Below are 15222 nucleotides of genomic sequence, written 5' to 3'. Positions count from 1 at the left end.
GCAGCCCTTCCGGGACCACGAGCGGTACGCCCACAGTATCTGAGAACATCTCTCAGAGTCTGGCTATTCCCTTCGCGGGAGCCCCGGTTCCGCCCGGAGTCGCCTGCCGCCGCCCGTAGGATCGCCGCATGCCGACCCGTCCCGTCCCGCTCGTCATCGGTCACCGCGGGGCGAGCGGCTACCGCCCGGAGCACACCAGATCGGCCTACGAGCTGGCGATCGCGCTCGGCGCGGACGCCGTCGAGCCGGATCTGGTCGCCTCCCGCGACGGTGTGCTCGTGCTCAGGCACGAGAACGAGATCTCCGGCACCACTGACGTGGAACGTCGTCCCGAGTTCGCGGAGCGTCGCACGACGAAGCGGATCGACGGCAAGGAGATCACCGGCTGGTTCACCGAGGACTTCACCTGGGCCGAGCTGTCGACCCTCCGCGCCCGGGAGCGGCTGCCCGCCGTCCGCAGCTCGAGCGCCACCTTCGACGGGCAGTTCCCGATCCTGCGCTTCAGCGAGCTGCTCGCCCTGCTCGACCGGGCGGCGGAGGAGGCGCCCGAGGCGCCGCCGGGCCTGGTCGCGGAGATCAAGCACGCCACGGCCTTCGACGCGCTCGGGCTGCCGCTCGACGTGCTGCTGGAGCAGGAGCTGGCCGCCGCGGGCTGGGCGCGGACCGATCCGCGTCTGACGATCGAGAGCTTCGAGAAGACCGTCCTCGAGCGCCTCGCGGTGCGCGGCGTGGGCACGCGGCGGGTCTACCTGATCGAGTCGCGGGGCACCCCGCCCGACCTGGTCGCGGCGCACGGCTCGCGGGCGACGCCCTACGCCGACTTCGTCACGCCCTCGGGCCTGCGCGGTCTCGCCGGCACGGTCGACGGGATCAGCGTGGACAAGAGCATGCTCTTCGCCCGGGACGGCGCGGGGCGGGCCACCGGGACGAACTCGCTCGTCGCGGACGCGCACGCCGTCGGACTGCAGGTCTTCACCTGGACGCTGCGGGCCGAGAACCGCTTCCTCGAGAAGCCGCACCGGCGCGGCAGGGAGCCGGAGGCGTTCGGCGCCTGGCAGGACGAGTTCGGCGCGATCCTGCGCACCGGCGTCGACGGGGTCTTCGCCGACCAGCCGGACCTGGCGCTCCAGGCGCGCGCCGCCGAGGACGACGCCTGGGCGGGGCGCTGACCCGCTGATCGAGCGGTCCGGCGCGTGCGCAGGCGACCGGGAGGCTCCGCTGGCATCATCGGGCGCACGGACAGCGACGGGTCTCGACAGCGTCGGGCGTCGCTCCGTCGCCGCCCCGCACTCCCGCCCGCCATCGCCCGAGAGGAGCCGACCGTGAAGACCCGCGCCCGCATCACCCGCCGCTGGATCACCTTCGCCGTGCTCGCCGCCCTCGGTGTCGCGGTCGTCTACTGGCTCGCCGTGCTGACGCCGCAGGGTCAGGCGGCGGAGAACTCCGGCCTCCGCGGCGCCGACCTCGTCTTCGGGCGGGCCACCGGCACCGCGGCCGGCGCGCTCGCCGACGTCACGCCGGTCTCGATGATCGGCGGCGCGCTGCTCGTCGCCGCGATCGCGCTGATCCGCCGACGCCCGGCGCTCGCCCTCGCCTCCGTCGGCTCGATCGTGGTCACCGCGGGGCTGACGCAGATCCTCAAGAACGTGGTGCTCGAGCGGCCGCTGCTGGTGGAGACCGACTCCTGGTACACCGGCGGCAGCTTCCCGAGCGGGCACACGGCGGCCGCGGTGTCGGTGGTCTTCGCCCTGGCGATGGTGGTCCCCGGGCGGGGACGCACGGCGGTGCTGACGATCGGCGGGGCGGTGGTGGTGCTGGTCGGGAATCTGACGATGGCCGCCTCCTGGCATCGCGCGAGCGACGTGCTGGGCGCCGACCTGGTCGCGCTCGCCTCCGCCTCGCTCGCCTGCGCCTGGCTGTCGACGCGGGCGCAGGTGGGGCGCGCGCCGAGCAAGCCGCCGCGGCGCGCGGTCGTCCGGGTGCTGCTCGTCTGCTCCGCGGTGCTGGTTCTGACGCTCGCGGCGCTCGCCGTGCAGGGCATCCAGTACTACCCGGACGACACCAAGGACCTCACCGCGTTCGTGCTTCTGCAGGTGCTCGCGGTGGCGACCTCGACGGTCGCGGTGGTGGGCTTCGCGCTGGCCTGGCGCGGGCTCGACATCGGCGGGACGCTCACGGCGCCGGTGCGGCGGCCGCGCGCCGCCTGACCGGCGCGGCGTCCAGCGCCGGGTGTCGGAGGGTCGATCTACACTCGGAGGGACATGAGCCTCCTCTTCGATCCGAGCGATTCCCGCGCCACCCCGGTCGTCGTCGGCGTGCCCGGCGGGCCCTCCGGCGACTCCGCGCGCACCGACCCCGAGCACGAGCGGCTCGTGGCGGGTCTCAACCCGCAGCAGCGCGAGGCGGTCGAGTACCGCGGCGACGCGCTGCTCATCGTCGCGGGTGCCGGCTCGGGCAAGACGAGCGTGCTCACCCGGCGCATCGCGAGCCTGCTCGGCAGCGGCGAGGCGTGGCCCAGCCAGATCCTCGCGATCACCTTCACCAACAAGGCCGCCGCCGAGATGCGCGAGCGGGTCGAGAAGATCGTCGGCCAGGCCGCCGAGGGGATGTGGATCTCCACCTTCCACTCCGCCTGCGTGCGGATCCTGCGCCGCGAGGCCGAGAACTTCGGCATGACCTCGTCGTTCACCATCTACGACTCCGGCGATCAGCGGGCGCTGCTCAAGCGGATCGTGAAGGACCTCGAGGCGGACTCGCTCGGCATCACGGTCGCGAGCGCCTCGGCGAAGATCTCCAAGCTCAAGAACGAGCTCGCCGATGTCGACTCCTACGCGCGGACCGCGAACATGAGCGACCCGAACGAGGAGATGTTCCTCCAGGTCTTCCGCGCCTACTCGCGCGCCCTCGAGAGCGCGAACGCCTTCGACTTCGACGACCTGATCGCGCAGACGGTCTACCTCTTCCGCGCCTTCCCGCACGTCGCGGCGAAGTACCAGCGCCGGTTCCGGCACGTGATGGTCGACGAGTACCAGGACACGAACCACGCGCAGTACTCGCTGATCCACGAGCTGACCCGGGCGGTGCCGCCGGCGACGATCGCGGCCGCCGCCTTCGACCGGCCCTACCGCGGCCCGGTGACGGCCGACGGCTCGATCCCCGGGGCCTCGCTCACCGTGGTGGGCGACTCGGACCAGTCGATCTACGCGTTCCGCGGGGCGGACATCCGGAACATCGTCGAGTTCGAGCGCGACTTCCCCGGCTGCCGGGTGATCCTGCTCGAGCAGAACTACCGCTCGACGCAGAACATCCTCTCGGCCGCGAACGCCGTCATCTCGAACAACTTCGACCGCCGCGCGAAGAACCTCTGGTCGGCCAGCGGCGAGGGCGAGAAGATCGTCGGCTATACCGGGTACTCGGGTCACGACGAGGCGCAGTTCGTCGTCGACGAGATCGCCCGGATCCACGCGGCCGGCACCGGCTACGACGAGATCGCCGTGTTCTACCGCACCAACGCGCAGACCCGTGCGCTGGAGGAGATCTTCATCCGCTCGGCGCTGCCCTACCGGATCCTCGGCGGCACCAAGTTCTACGAGCGCGCCGAGATCAAGGACGCGCTCGCCTACCTGATCACCGTCGCGAACCCGGCCGATGTGCTGGCGCTGCGCCGAATCATGAACACGCCCAAGCGCGGCATCGGCCCGGCGACGGAGGCGCAGCTGCAGTCCTTCGCGGACACCAACGCGGTGACCCTGCGCGAGGCGATGCGCAACGCCGGGTCGCTGGGCATGGGGCCGAAGGTGACGAAGGCGATCGTCGACCTGGCGACCCTGCTCGACGAGTGCGCGCTGATGCTCGACCCGGCGCGGCCCGAGGGCGAGGCGAAGGTGCACGAGGTGCTGTCGGCGCTGCTCTCCCGCAGCGGCTACATCGACATGCTCCGCGCCAGCCGCGACCCGCAGGACGAGGCGCGCGCCGAGAACGTCGACGAGCTCATCGCCGTGACCAAGGAGTTCGCCCGCAACAACCCCGACGGCGGGCTGGTCGACTTCCTCACCGAGGTCTCGCTCGTCGCGGCGGCGGACGACCTCGACGACGACTCCGGCACCGTCTCGCTGATGACCCTGCACACCGCGAAGGGCCTCGAGTACGACGCCGTGTTCCTCACCGGGATCGAGGAGGACCTGCTGCCGCACCGCATCTCGGCGAACGAGCCGGGCGGCCCGGCCGAGGAGCGGCGGCTGTTCTACGTGGGCATCACCCGCGCGCGCAAGCGGCTCTACCTGTCGCTCGCGATGACCCGGGCGCAGTACGGCGAGACGTCGGTCGCGATGCCGAGCCGGTTCCTGCAGGAGATCCCGTCCGAGCTGATCCAGTGGCGGCAGTCGCCGGGCGCGGCGACCTCGCGCGGCGGCACCCAGCCGCGGGCGCTCAACGCGCAGCGGCCCGGCTTCGGCCGCTCGAAGTCGAACACCGAGTTCCGCCAGGCGCTCGCCGCGGCGCCGAAGGCGAAGGGCGAGTTCCCCAACCGGATCACCGGGATGGTGCGGGACAACGGCGACCTGGAGCTGATCGCGGGCGACCGCATCCGGCACACCGACTTCGGCGAGGGCCGCGTCAACGCGGTCACCGGCGAGGGCAGCAAGCGGGTCGCGCACGTGCTCTTCGACCAGGTCGGCGCGAAGAAGCTGCTGATCAAGGTCGCGCCGATCGAGAAGCTCTGAGCCGGGTGCCCGTGGGCCGGCGCGGACCGCTCGCGGCGCGGGTGGCGACGGAGGCGTTCGCGCCGCCGGTGCTCGCGATGGTCGTGCCGCTGATCGTGGGGGCGCGGGTCGCGGATCCGCCGCTGCTCGGGGTGGCCTGGGGTGCGCTGGCGGCGCTGTTCGTCGGGGTCCTGCCGTACCTCGTCGTGCGGCTGCTGATGCGCGCGGGGCGGATCCGCGGCGACCACCACGTGCCGGACCGCCGCGAGCGGGCGCTGCCGATCGGGCTCGCGCTGGTCTCGATCGTCGTCGGGCTGGCGCTGCTCGTGGCGCTCGGGGCGCCGGCCGCGGTCACGACCTTCGGCGTGGTGACGGTGGTGGTGCTCCTGGTGATCGGGGTCGTCAACCTCGGCTGGAAGCTGTCGGGTCACGCCGCCGTCGTCGCGACCTGCGCGGTGGTGGTGCTGATCGCCTACGGCCCCTGGTCGCTGCTCGTCACCGTGCCGATCGCGCTCTGGACCGGCTGGTCGCGCGTCCGCCTCGGCGCGCACACCCCCGCCCAGGTGATCGCGGGCGCCCTGGTCGGTGGCGTGCTCGCCTCGCTCGTCTGGACCCTGCTCGGCTGACCCGCTCCTCCGCGAGATGCCACTTGTGCACGCTTTTCACGGCGTGTCGCGTGCACAAGTGGCATCTCGCGGCGGGGAGAGGGCTACGCGTCGCAGGCGATGCCGTCGCCGTCGCGGTCGAGGTCGTAGTCGTCGGGGCCGACGACCGTGACGGGACCCTGGATGTAGACGGGGCCGTTGCCTGAGCCCGCGGCGCAGTCGCCGTCGGAGGCGATCGGGACGCACTCGCCGGCGTAGCTGGAGTGGCAGCCGACCGGCTCGGGGACGGGGGCGGGAGCGGGGACGAGCGTGCCGACGCGGGTGACGTCGTCGACGACGGGGGTGGTGACCGCCTCCGAGAGCTGCGAGCGGGAGACCTCGGCGCCGTCGTGCTTCACGACCTCGAAGGTGCGCGTGAGCACACCGTCGGCGCCGGCGACGACGGTGCTGGTGCCCTGGGCTGCGCTCGGGTCATCCTCGGTGCGCGAGGAGCGGGCGATCGGGGCGGTCTCGGTGACCGTCTCGGTCGTGATCACGACCGTCGGTGTCGGGCTGGGAGTCGAGGTCGGAGTGGGAGCCGGGGTCGCGGTCCGGGTCGGCGCGGCGGCGGGTGTCGCGGAGCTCTCGGGGCCGGAGGCGACGGCCTGGTCGTCCGTGGGCGCCGTAGTCGCCGTCGACCCGAACGCCGACAGGCCGACGATCAGGGCGAGCATCGCCGCGCCGCCGGCCATCGCGGACGTCCGGCGTCGGCGGGGCAGTCCGAGCCAGGTCGGGCGGCGCAGGAGCACACCGTAGGCCGCCGTGACGAGGACGACGAGGGCGATCATGACCAGCGCGGACCACGGCCCGCCGGAGAGCAAGGCGACGAGCGCGAAGAAGGCGGTGATGCCACCGCCGATCCACTGCAGCGGCGTGAGTCGGAGGCGGGTGAGGCGCAGCGATCCCGCCCGCAGTGGCCGGCGGCCGGACGCGCTGCGGTCGGCGGAGGCGGGGCCGGCGGGAACACTGTCTTGGAGCCTGCGCTGGAACGGCCGCGGGGCGGGCCGCCGATCGGCGGAGCGGCGGTTCCGCCGGGCGCGGTCGGGCAGGTCTGGCGGGAGGTGCGGGTGGCGGGGGCTCATCGAAGGTTCTTCCTGAAGGCGCGGCGGGACGCCTCAGCATGCCCCACGTGGCCCCTCCTCCGTGTCCCCCTTACAGGTCACGCTCTGCGCGGCGCTCCCCGTCGCGAGATGCCACTTGTGAGCGCGACACGCCGTGCAAGGCGCTCACAAGTGGCATCTCGCGGAAGGGGGTCAGGAGTACTGGGCGACGAGCTCGCGCTTCAGGATCTTGCCGCTGGGGCCCAGGGGGAGGGCCTCGACGAACTCGATGCGGCGGGGGAACTTGAAGGCGGCGAGGTGCTCGTTCGCGTAGGCGATGAGCTCCTCGGCGGTCGCCGTCGCCGACGGGCCGAGCACCACGGCCGCCATGATCTCCTGACCGTGCTTCTCGTCCGGGACGCCGAAGACCGCCGCGTTCGCCACGGCCGCGTGGCCGATCAGGACCTCCTCGACCTCGCGCGGGTACACGTTGTAGCCGTTGCGGATGATCATGTCCTTGGTCCGGTCGAGGATGCGGATGTAGTCCTCGTCGTCCTTGGTCCCGAGGTCGCCGGTGCGGAACCAGCCGTCGACGACCGCAGCGGCCGAGGCCTCCGGATTGCCGAGGTAGCCCTTCATCAGGTTGTGGCCGCGGACCACGATCTCGCCCAGCTCGCCGCGGGGGAGCAGCTCGATGCGGTCGACGACCTCGGCGCGGGCGACCTCGACGTCGACGCCCCAGATCGGCGTGCCGACCGTGCCGGCGCGCGGGGGGACGCCGACGTGGTTGAAGGTCGCGACCGGGGAGGTCTCGGTCAGGCCGTAGCCCTCGTAGATCTCGACGCCGAAAACCTCGCGGAAGCGCTCGATCACGGCGACGGGCAGCGCCGCGCCGCCGGAGACCGCGTAGCGCAGCGGCGGGCGGTCGTCGCGTCGGGTGGCGGCGTCGAGCAGCGCGACGTACATCGTCGGGACGCCCTCGAACACCGTGCACTCGTGCGCGATCATCGCCTCGAGCGCGGCGTCGCCGTCGAACTTGGGCACGAGCACCACGGTCGCCGCGGTGCGGAACGCGGTGTTCATCGCGCAGACCTGGCCGAAGGTGTGGAAGAGCGGCAGCGCGCCGAGCACCACGTCGCCCTGGTGCAGATCGAAGGTGTTCATCAGGAGCACGTCGGACTGCGAGACGATCGCGAAGTGCGTCCCCTCCGCTCCCTTGGGCCGGCCGGTGGTGCCGCTGGTGTAGAGGATCGTCGCGGTGTCGAACGGCGAGCGCGGCACGTAGGTGTCGATCGGGGTCGCCTCGGCGGCGAGGTCCTCGAGGCGAGGGAAGGGGCTCTCGGTGCCGTCGGGCACGAGCACGCTCAGCACGGGGACGTCGGCCTGCGCGGCGCCGGCGGCGCCCTCGGCCAGCAGCGGGGCGGCGCAGATCAGCGCGGTGGCGCCGGAGTCGCGGAGGACGTAGGCGATCTCGTCGTGCTTGAGCAGCGCGTGCACCGGCACGACGACCGCGCCGAGGGCGAGGACGGCGAAGTAGCCGCGCGGGAAGTCGGGGACGTTGGGGATCAGCAGGGCGACCCGGTCGCCCGGGCCGACGCCGTGCGCGCGGAGAGCGCCGGCGTAGGCGCGGGTCTGCTCCCAGAGGGTCCGGTAGTCGATGGCCTGCGGGCCGACCCGGACCGCGATCGTCGTCGGCGTGCGGCGCGCCGCCTCCGCCAGGATCGCCGCGACCGAGACGCTGCCGAACCCGGCCGTGGGCGGAGGTGCGGCGGGTGCCTCGGTCGTGCGCGGTTCTGTGATGCTCATCGGGGCTCCAGTCGTCGTTGACCGCCACGGCGCGTTCGCCGGGTTCTTCACGGTAGATCCGCGAACGGCGCCGTTCAAGGGCGCCGCACCGGATGCTCAGCGAGCGCGCTCGGGATGCCGCAGCACGACGAGCGGGCCCGGAACGCTCAGCGCGAGGCTGTGGCTGACCGAGCCGAGCAGCAGGCGTAGGAACGCGCCGCGCCCGTGACTCCCGATCACGAGGAGGCGCGAGGAGGCCGCGAGCGCGGTGAGGCGCTCGACCGGGTCGCCGCGGACGAGCGAGCGGCGCACCTCGAGATCGGGGTGCGAGTCGCCGAGGCCGACCAGCGACTCGGCGAGCAGGAGGTTCTCGTCCTCCTCGATCGCCTCGATGACGCGGCGCTCGACCGGCACGGAGTCGCTCCAGGCCCCGGGGAGCTGCCAGGCGTGCAGGGCGAGCAGCGGCTCGTGCCGGCGGTCGGCCTCGTCGGCGGCGAAGCGGATCGCCGAGAGCGAGACCTCCGAGCCGTCCGCGCCGACCGCGATCCCCGTCCGGGTCCGCTCCCCGCCGTCGGGCTCGGGGATCAGCGCGACCGCCGAGCGGGAGGCCGCGGCGACCCGCACGGCGACCGGGGCACTCCGGGCGACGGCGCGACGGCTGAGCGGGTGGGCGCCGAGGACCAGCAGGGCGCCGGCCGGAGCCGCGTCGGCGAGCACGGGGACGGTCGCGCCCTGGAGCACTCGCGAGCGCACGGTCACCTCCGGGACGTCCGCCGCGGCGACCGAGCGGGCCTCGTCGAGGGCCTCGTCCGCGAGCACGCGCTGCGCGGAGCCCGCGCCGCCCAGGCCGGCCCGGGGCGGCTCGACCACGGCGACGAGCTCGACGGGCAGGCGATGCGCCCGCGCGAACTCGAGTGCCCACTGCAGGGCGGCCCCGCTCCGGCCCGCTCCGCCGATCCCGACCACGACCGCGTCCATGAACGCCTCCTCTTCGAGTGCCCGCAGGCGTCATCATCCTCTCCGCGCGACGAGAAGGGGAGTGGCTGCGGTTCCGCGGCGGCGTCCGTACAGTCGGACCGGCTGCGGTGTCGATCGGACGGACCCGGCGAGCACGGAGGAGACGGTCATGCGCGGCGAGGCGACGCTCTACACCGACACCATCGCGACGGCGCCGTTCGCGCTCGCCGTGATCGCGGAGGCGACCGGCTCGCGGGTGGTCGGCGCGCGGACCGCGGACGCGCACGTCCCGCTCTACAGCGGCCCGACCAGTGCCCGGGTCTCGGTCGCGGGGTTCGGCGACAGCGTGCCGATCGCGGTCGACGTCCGCGACGAGCGCGGGCAGGACGAGGCGCGGGCCGCGGCCCAGGCGCTGGGGCTCGAGCTGGCGGCCTACGCGGGCTGGGTGATCACGCCCGGCTTCTGACGCTCCGGTCGGACTCCGCGCGCACGCGGGCGAGGAAGAATCGGCTCGGCGCCGTGCGCACCGCCGCAGGCAGGGCGCGATAGACCGCGAAGGTGCGGGCGAGCGCCCGGTCGAACCGCCTCTGCTGCCGGGCACTCCAGCGGAAGCCGAACGGCGCGCGCAGCTCAGCGGGCAGCAGCCCCGCCGTCATCAGCCGGAGATACGGGCCGACCGGGCGCAGCCACCAGGCGGCGATCCCGCCGTCGAGCAGGTCGTGGGCGACGCGGCGGGCGGCCGGGGTGACCTCGAGGCGCGCGAGCTCCCGCTCCCAGTACGCGTCGAAGTCCGCGCGGGAGGCGGGCCACAGCTCCTCCGGCATCTGCAGCGCCGTGCCGACGACGCGGGAGCGGTGCACGAGGTCGTCCGCCTCGCTCCGGCCGAGCGGCCCGAAGACGCCCTCGTGCAGCTGCAGCATCGACTGGGCGATGGTCGCGGCGACCCAGCGTTGCAGCTCCGGATCGAAGGCCGTGTACCCGGGGCCGCGGACCGGCCCGTGCGCGCGGTTCACCCGGCGCTGCACGGTCCGGACGTCCTCCGCGGAGCCGAATTGCAGGGCGTAGAGGTAGGAGAGGGTGCCGAAGAGCCGACCGAGCGCGCGGTGCACGAAGTCGGAGTGCTCGGCGACGCCGGCGCCGACCGCGGGGTGCGCGATCTGCAGCAGGATCGCGCGCGCCCCCGCGATCAGGAAGACGCCCTCGCGGAAGACGTCGCGACCGGTGGGCGGAAGACGGGCCATCCCGCCACGGTACGCGGCCCGGCGGCCGCGCGGCCCGTGCATCGCGGCGCAGGGACCTCGGACGGGGTGCGGAGTAGAGTTGGCGCGGCCCAGGATCAGCGTCGACACGCAAGAGCGCCGACGCCGAGGCGTGCCGGGTCTTCGGACCGCACGACCCTCCGACGGGCCACCCCCGGACTCGAAACGCAAGCGCGCTCGGCGCGGAATGGGAATGCAGCGTGGATCTCTTCGAATACCAGGCCCGTGATCTGTTCGAGAAGTACGGCGTGCCCGTGCTCCCCGGCATCGTCGCCGACACGCCGGAGGAGGTGCGCGCCGCGGCGGAGAAGCTGGGCGGCGTCACCGTCGTCAAGGCGCAGGTCAAGATCGGCGGCCGCGGCAAGGCGGGCGGCGTCAAGGTCGCGAAGACCGCGGACGACGCGTTCGCGGCGGCGCAGTCGATCCTCGGCCTGGACATCAAGGGCCACGTCGTCAAGCGCGTCATGGTCGCGGGCGGTGCGCGCATCGACCGCGAGTTCTACTTCTCGGTCCTGCTCGACCGGGCCAACCGCTCCTACCTCTCGCTCACCTCCTACGAGGGCGGCATGGAGATCGAGCAGCTCGCCGTCGAGCGCCCCGAGGCCCTCGCCCGCGTCGAGGTCGTCCCCGGTCAGGGCATCGACCAGGCCAAGGCCGAGGAGATCGCCCGCGCGGCGAAGTTCCCGGAGGAGCTGATCGCCAAGGTCGCCCCCGTGCTGGTCAAGCTCTACGACGTCTACACCGGCGAGGACGCGACGCTCGTCGAGGTCAACCCGCTCGTGCTCACCGAGGAGGGCGACATCGTCGCGCTCGACGGCAAGGTCTCGCTCGACGAGAACGCCGGCTTCCGCCACGCCGAGCACGCCGCGCTCGAGGACAAGGACGCGGCCGACCCGCTCGAGGCCAAGGCCAAGGAGAACGACCTCAACTACGTGAAGCTCGACGGCGAGGTCGGCATCATCGGCAACGGCGCGGGCCTGGTCATGTCGACGCTCGACGTCGTCGCCTACGCCGGCGAGAAGCACAACGGCGTGAAGCCGGCCAACTTCCTCGACATCGGCGGCGGAGCCTCCGCCCAGGTGATGGCGAACGGCCTCGACGTGATCCTCGGCGACGAGCAGGTCAAGAGCGTCTTCGTCAACGTCTTCGGCGGCATCACCGCCTGCGACGCGGTCGCCAACGGCATCCTGCAGGCCCTCGAGATCCTCGGCGACTCGGCGACCAAGCCGCTCGTCGTCCGCCTCGACGGCAACAAGGTGGAGGAGGGCCGCGCGATCCTCGAGGCCGCCGCCAACCCGCTCATCACCCTGGCCGCGACGATGGACGAGGGCGCCGACAAGGCCGCCGCACTCGCCGCCGCGTAACGACCCCTCGACTCAAGGAATCAGAGAACAAGCATGTCGATCTTCCTCAACAAGGACTCCAAGGTCATCGTCCAGGGCATCACCGGCGGCGAGGGCACCAAGCACACCGCGCTGATGCTCAAGGCCGGCACGAACGTCGTCGGCGGCGTCAACGCCCGCAAGGCCGGCACGACCGTGACCCACGGCGACGTCGAGCTGCCCGTCTTCGGCACCGTCAAGGAGGCCATCGAGGCCACCGGCGCCGACGTGTCGATCGCGTTCGTCCCGCCCGCCTTCTCGAAGGACGCCGTCATCGAGGCGATCGACGCCGAGATCGGCCTCCTCGTCGTCATCACCGAGGGCATCCCGGTGCAGGACTCGGCCGAGTTCTGGGCCTACGCGCAGGAGAAGGGCAACAAGACCCGGATCATCGGCCCGAACTGCCCCGGCATCATCACGCCGGGCGAGTCGCTCGTGGGCATCACCCCCGCCACGATCACCGGCAAGGGCCCGATCGGCCTCGTCTCGAAGTCGGGCACGCTGACCTACCAGATGATGTACGAGCTGCGCGACCTCGGCTTCTCGACCGCCATCGGCATCGGCGGCGACCCGATCATCGGCACCACGCACATCGACGCCCTCGCGGCGTTCGAGGCCGACCCCGAGACCAAGGCGATCGTGATGATCGGCGAGATCGGCGGCGACGCCGAGGAGCGCGCGGCCGACTTCATCAAGGCGAACGTCACCAAGCCGGTCGTCGGCTACGTCGCGGGCTTCACCGCCCCCGAGGGCAAGACCATGGGCCACGCCGGCGCCATCGTCTCCGGCTCCGCGGGCACCGCGCAGGCGAAGAAGGAGGCCCTCGAGGCCGCCGGCGTCCGCGTGGGCAAGACGCCCTCCGAGACGGCGGACCTGCTCCGCGAGGTCTACGCGGCGCTGTAGCGCACCGCACGTCCGGAACGGACGGGATCGGCCGCCTCGCGCGGTCGGCCCCGTCCGTTCCGTCGTCTCCGGCGCGGTAGCGTCGTGCCGTGACCCGCCGCCTCGGACTCGACTTCCTGACCTTCGTGCCGTATCCGGAGGGACCCGAGCAGCCCGGCGATGCCGCCCGCAGCCTCGAGGACGGCCTCGCGCTCTTCGAGCTGGCCGAGGCGCTCGGCTACGACACCGGCTGGGTGCGGGTGCGGCACTTCGAGCGCTTCCTCGCCTCGCCGATGACCTTCTTCGCGGCGGCCTCGCAGCGCACCCGGCGCCTGCGCCTCGGCACCGCCGTGATCGGCGCGCGCTACGAGTCGCCCGTCCGCCTCGCCGAGGACGCGGCGACCGTCGACCTGCTCTCCGGCGGCCGGCTCGACCTCGGCGTGAGCAGCGGCTTCGCGCACCTCGCCTCGGTCTTCGACGGCGTCTTCGGCCAGGCCGATCGCGAGTTCCGCGCCGAGGCGCAGGAGCGGATCGAGCGCCTGCGCGACGCGCTCTCGGGCACGGTCCTCGGCATCGCGGAGTCGGCGCTGATGTCGGTGCCGGTCGGCGATCCGCTCGTGCAGCAGCCGCACGCCCCGGGCCTCGCCGACCGGCTCTGGTACGGCGCCGGCACCACAGCGTCCGCCGTGCGCGCCGGCGAGCAGGGCATGCACCTCCAGGTCTCCACGCTGAACACGGAGGAGACCGGGCTGCCGTTCGCCGAGCAGCAGGCCGCGCAGATCCGCGCCTACCGCGAGGCCTTCGCCGCCGCCCGTCCCGGGCGTACCTCGCGGGTCACGGCAGGGCGGATCGTGCTGCCGCTGACCGGTCCCGCCGACGAGGAGGCGCACCGCCCGTTCATCGAGGGCTATCTCGCTCGGATGGACGACGACGGCCGCCCGCGCACCGCCGACCGCTCGATCATCGCCGCGCCGATGCGCTTCAGCCCGCTGCACGTCGGCACGGCCGACGAGATCGTCGCGTCGCTCGCGGCCGATCCGGCGCTGGCCGAGGCGGACTCGCTCACGATCACGCTGCCCGCCGTCGGCGGGGTCGCCTCGCACCGGCGGATCCTGGAGACCGTCGCGCAGGACATCGCGCCCCGGCTGGGCTGGACGCCCGCCGCCTAGCCGCGGCGCAGCAGCAGCAGCGAGAGCGGCCGCTGCAGGACCAGCAGCAGCAGCCACCAGAGCCCGACCGACGGGACGAGCAGCGCAAGTGCCAGCGCGAGCACGAGGAGCGCGAACGGCACGACGGCCGGGGCCAGCCGGACCGGCCCGGCGCCCTCGCGCAGCAGCCCCGGCCGGCGCAGCAGCCGCAGCTCGATCAGCAGGAGCGCTCCGCTGACCACGACCATCGTGCCGATGTAGAGGCCGATCGTCGCGCGGGAGTCCGGCAGCAGCGCGATGGCGCTCGTCGAGAACGGGAAGAACGCGATCGCGACCAGCCAGAGCAGATCGAGCCAGACCAGCCCGGCGTCGTAGTCGCCGGCCAGCTCGAAGATGCGGTGGTGCGGCATCCAGAACACCGCGATCAGCGTGAAGGAGAGCGCGAAGGCGAGCACCGAGTCGAGGTGCTGGCCGAGGACCTCGCCCACGCCGCCGCCGTCGCGGCCGATCTCGGGGGCGAGCTCGACCAGCGGCAGCACGAGGATGGTGATCGCGATGGCCACGGTCGCGTCGGAGAAGTTGACCAGGCGGTCCAGGCCCCTGGCGGACCGCGGCTGGCGGTGCCGCTCGGCGCGCTGCCCGCGGTGCAGCAGCCGCTCGATCGGCCCGGAGAGCACCAGGAGCAGCAGCGCGAACATGTTCACGCCCGGCACGGCGACGGCGAGCACGAGCGCGACGACCAGCAGGGCGATCACGATCAGCGAGCGCGTGAACGAGCGCAGCGGGTCGATGCCGGGGGTGAGCAGCTCGGGGTCGCGGCGCAGGATCAGCTGCATCGCGAGAGTGGCGGCGCTCGCGACGATCATCGTGCCGATGTAGAGGGCGAACACGCTGGGATGGTTCTCGAACACGTTCGACAGCAGATTCGCTGCGAACGGCAGCAGCACGATCGCCGCGAGCCAGACGAAGTTCACCGCGACCAGCGCGGGGGAGTAGCGGGCCACGCCCTCGAAGACCGCGTGGTGCACGAGCCACAGCCGCCCGATCACGGCGAAGGTGATGAAGAATGCCGCGAGCGTGCCGTAGTGGCCGGCCAGCAGCGCGCCGAGGTCGCTCGTGCCGCCCTCCTCGACCACGTCGACGAGCGGGAGCACGAGGAAGGTGATCGCGATGGCGACCGTCGCGTCGGTGAAGTTCACCAGTCGGTCGAGGCCGCGCTCGGTGCGGGTGCCGGTCGTCGTCACGGGTCGACCCTAGGGGACGGCTCGTCCTGCGAGGCGGGTGGATCTCGATACGCCCGCTGCGCGGGCTGCTCGATCAGCAGGATGGGGCCGTCCGGCGTGCGTCGATCCGCAGGACGGGGCCGTCCGGCGCGCGTCGATCAGCGCGGCCCGGCCGTGTGCCTGCTGGTCGAGTAGCCCCGGA

13 protein-coding genes are annotated in these 15222 nt (G+C 73.0%); 8 read left to right on the top strand and 5 right to left on the bottom strand.

Annotated features, from left to right (window positions below):
* Positions 1-128 precede the first annotated feature (128 nt).
* The 4 genes from GSU72_RS14925 to GSU72_RS14910 all read left to right on the top strand — a co-directional run bounded on the left by GSU72_RS14925 (position 129) and on the right by GSU72_RS14910 (position 5326).
* A complete protein-coding gene (locus GSU72_RS14925) occupies positions 129-1169 on the top strand; it encodes a glycerophosphodiester phosphodiesterase family protein (RefSeq protein WP_159985761.1) in 1041 nt (346 codons plus the stop codon).
* Positions 1170-1322: 153 nt separating this feature from the next.
* On the top strand, positions 1323-2207 hold the full coding sequence (locus tag GSU72_RS14920; RefSeq protein ID WP_159985760.1) for a phosphatase PAP2 family protein: 885 nt from the start codon (positions 1323-1325) through the stop codon (positions 2205-2207).
* A gap of 54 nt (positions 2208-2261) precedes the next feature.
* A complete protein-coding gene (locus GSU72_RS14915) occupies positions 2262-4721 on the top strand; it encodes a UvrD-helicase domain-containing protein (RefSeq protein WP_159985759.1) in 2460 nt (819 codons plus the stop codon).
* A gap of 5 nt (positions 4722-4726) precedes the next feature.
* Positions 4727-5326 (top strand): phosphatase PAP2 family protein, encoded by a 600-nt coding sequence (locus GSU72_RS14910; protein ID WP_159985758.1) that lies wholly within the window; start codon positions 4727-4729, stop codon positions 5324-5326.
* Positions 5327-5409: 83 nt separating this feature from the next.
* On the opposite strand, the gene GSU72_RS21660 is transcribed toward GSU72_RS14910, so the two are convergent.
* From GSU72_RS21660 to GSU72_RS14895, 3 genes are all read right to left on the bottom strand, one after another.
* Positions 5410-6426, bottom strand: a complete 1017-nt coding sequence (locus GSU72_RS21660) for a G5 domain-containing protein (RefSeq protein WP_244255837.1) — start codon at positions 6424-6426, stop codon at positions 5410-5412.
* A gap of 171 nt (positions 6427-6597) precedes the next feature.
* Positions 6598-8190 carry a long-chain fatty acid--CoA ligase gene (locus tag GSU72_RS14900; protein WP_159985757.1) on the bottom strand — a complete coding sequence of 531 codons (1593 nt, stop codon included), beginning with the start codon at positions 8188-8190 and terminating at the stop codon, positions 6598-6600.
* Between the two features lie 96 nt (positions 8191-8286).
* The gene (locus GSU72_RS14895; RefSeq protein ID WP_159985756.1) at positions 8287-9147 is read right to left on the bottom strand and encodes a universal stress protein; all 861 of its coding nucleotides are present in this window, start codon (positions 9145-9147) and stop codon (positions 8287-8289) included.
* 148 nt (positions 9148-9295) lie between these two features.
* Between GSU72_RS14895 and GSU72_RS14890 the strand changes: the two genes are divergently transcribed.
* Positions 9296-9592 carry a hypothetical protein gene (locus GSU72_RS14890; protein ID WP_159985755.1) on the top strand — a complete coding sequence of 99 codons (297 nt, stop codon included), beginning with the start codon at positions 9296-9298 and terminating at the stop codon, positions 9590-9592.
* On the opposite strand, the gene GSU72_RS14885 is transcribed toward GSU72_RS14890, so the two are convergent.
* A complete protein-coding gene (locus GSU72_RS14885; protein WP_159985754.1) occupies positions 9576-10367 on the bottom strand; it encodes an oxygenase MpaB family protein in 792 nt (263 codons plus the stop codon). The two genes, GSU72_RS14890 and GSU72_RS14885, sit on opposite strands and share 17 nt — an antisense overlap.
* Positions 10368-10585: 218 nt before the next feature.
* On the opposite strand from GSU72_RS14885, the gene sucC reads away from it, so the two are divergent.
* The 3 genes from sucC to GSU72_RS14870 all read left to right on the top strand — a co-directional run bounded on the left by sucC (position 10586) and on the right by GSU72_RS14870 (position 13818).
* A complete protein-coding gene (gene sucC / locus GSU72_RS14880; protein ID WP_159985753.1) occupies positions 10586-11749 on the top strand; it encodes an ADP-forming succinate--CoA ligase subunit beta in 1164 nt (387 codons plus the stop codon).
* A 33-nt stretch (positions 11750-11782) separates the two neighbouring features.
* A complete protein-coding gene (gene sucD, locus GSU72_RS14875) occupies positions 11783-12670 on the top strand; it encodes a succinate--CoA ligase subunit alpha (RefSeq protein WP_123445113.1) in 888 nt (295 codons plus the stop codon).
* Positions 12671-12759: 89 nt separating this feature from the next.
* Positions 12760-13818, top strand: a complete 1059-nt coding sequence (locus tag GSU72_RS14870) for an LLM class flavin-dependent oxidoreductase (RefSeq protein ID WP_159985752.1) — start codon at positions 12760-12762, stop codon at positions 13816-13818.
* On the opposite strand, the gene GSU72_RS14865 is transcribed toward GSU72_RS14870, so the two are convergent.
* On the bottom strand, positions 13815-15041 hold the full coding sequence (locus GSU72_RS14865; protein WP_159985751.1) for a TMEM175 family protein: 1227 nt from the start codon (positions 15039-15041) through the stop codon (positions 13815-13817). The genes GSU72_RS14870 and GSU72_RS14865 overlap by 4 nt on opposite strands.
* Between the last annotated feature and the right edge of the window lie 181 nt (positions 15042-15222).

Source organism: Rathayibacter sp. VKM Ac-2760 (genome assembly GCF_009834185.1).
In the GTDB taxonomy this organism is placed as follows: domain Bacteria; phylum Actinomycetota; class Actinomycetes; order Actinomycetales; family Microbacteriaceae; genus Rathayibacter.
The sequence above is the reverse complement of the archived record's forward strand: the minus strand, read 5'-3'. Positions and strand labels throughout refer to the sequence as shown.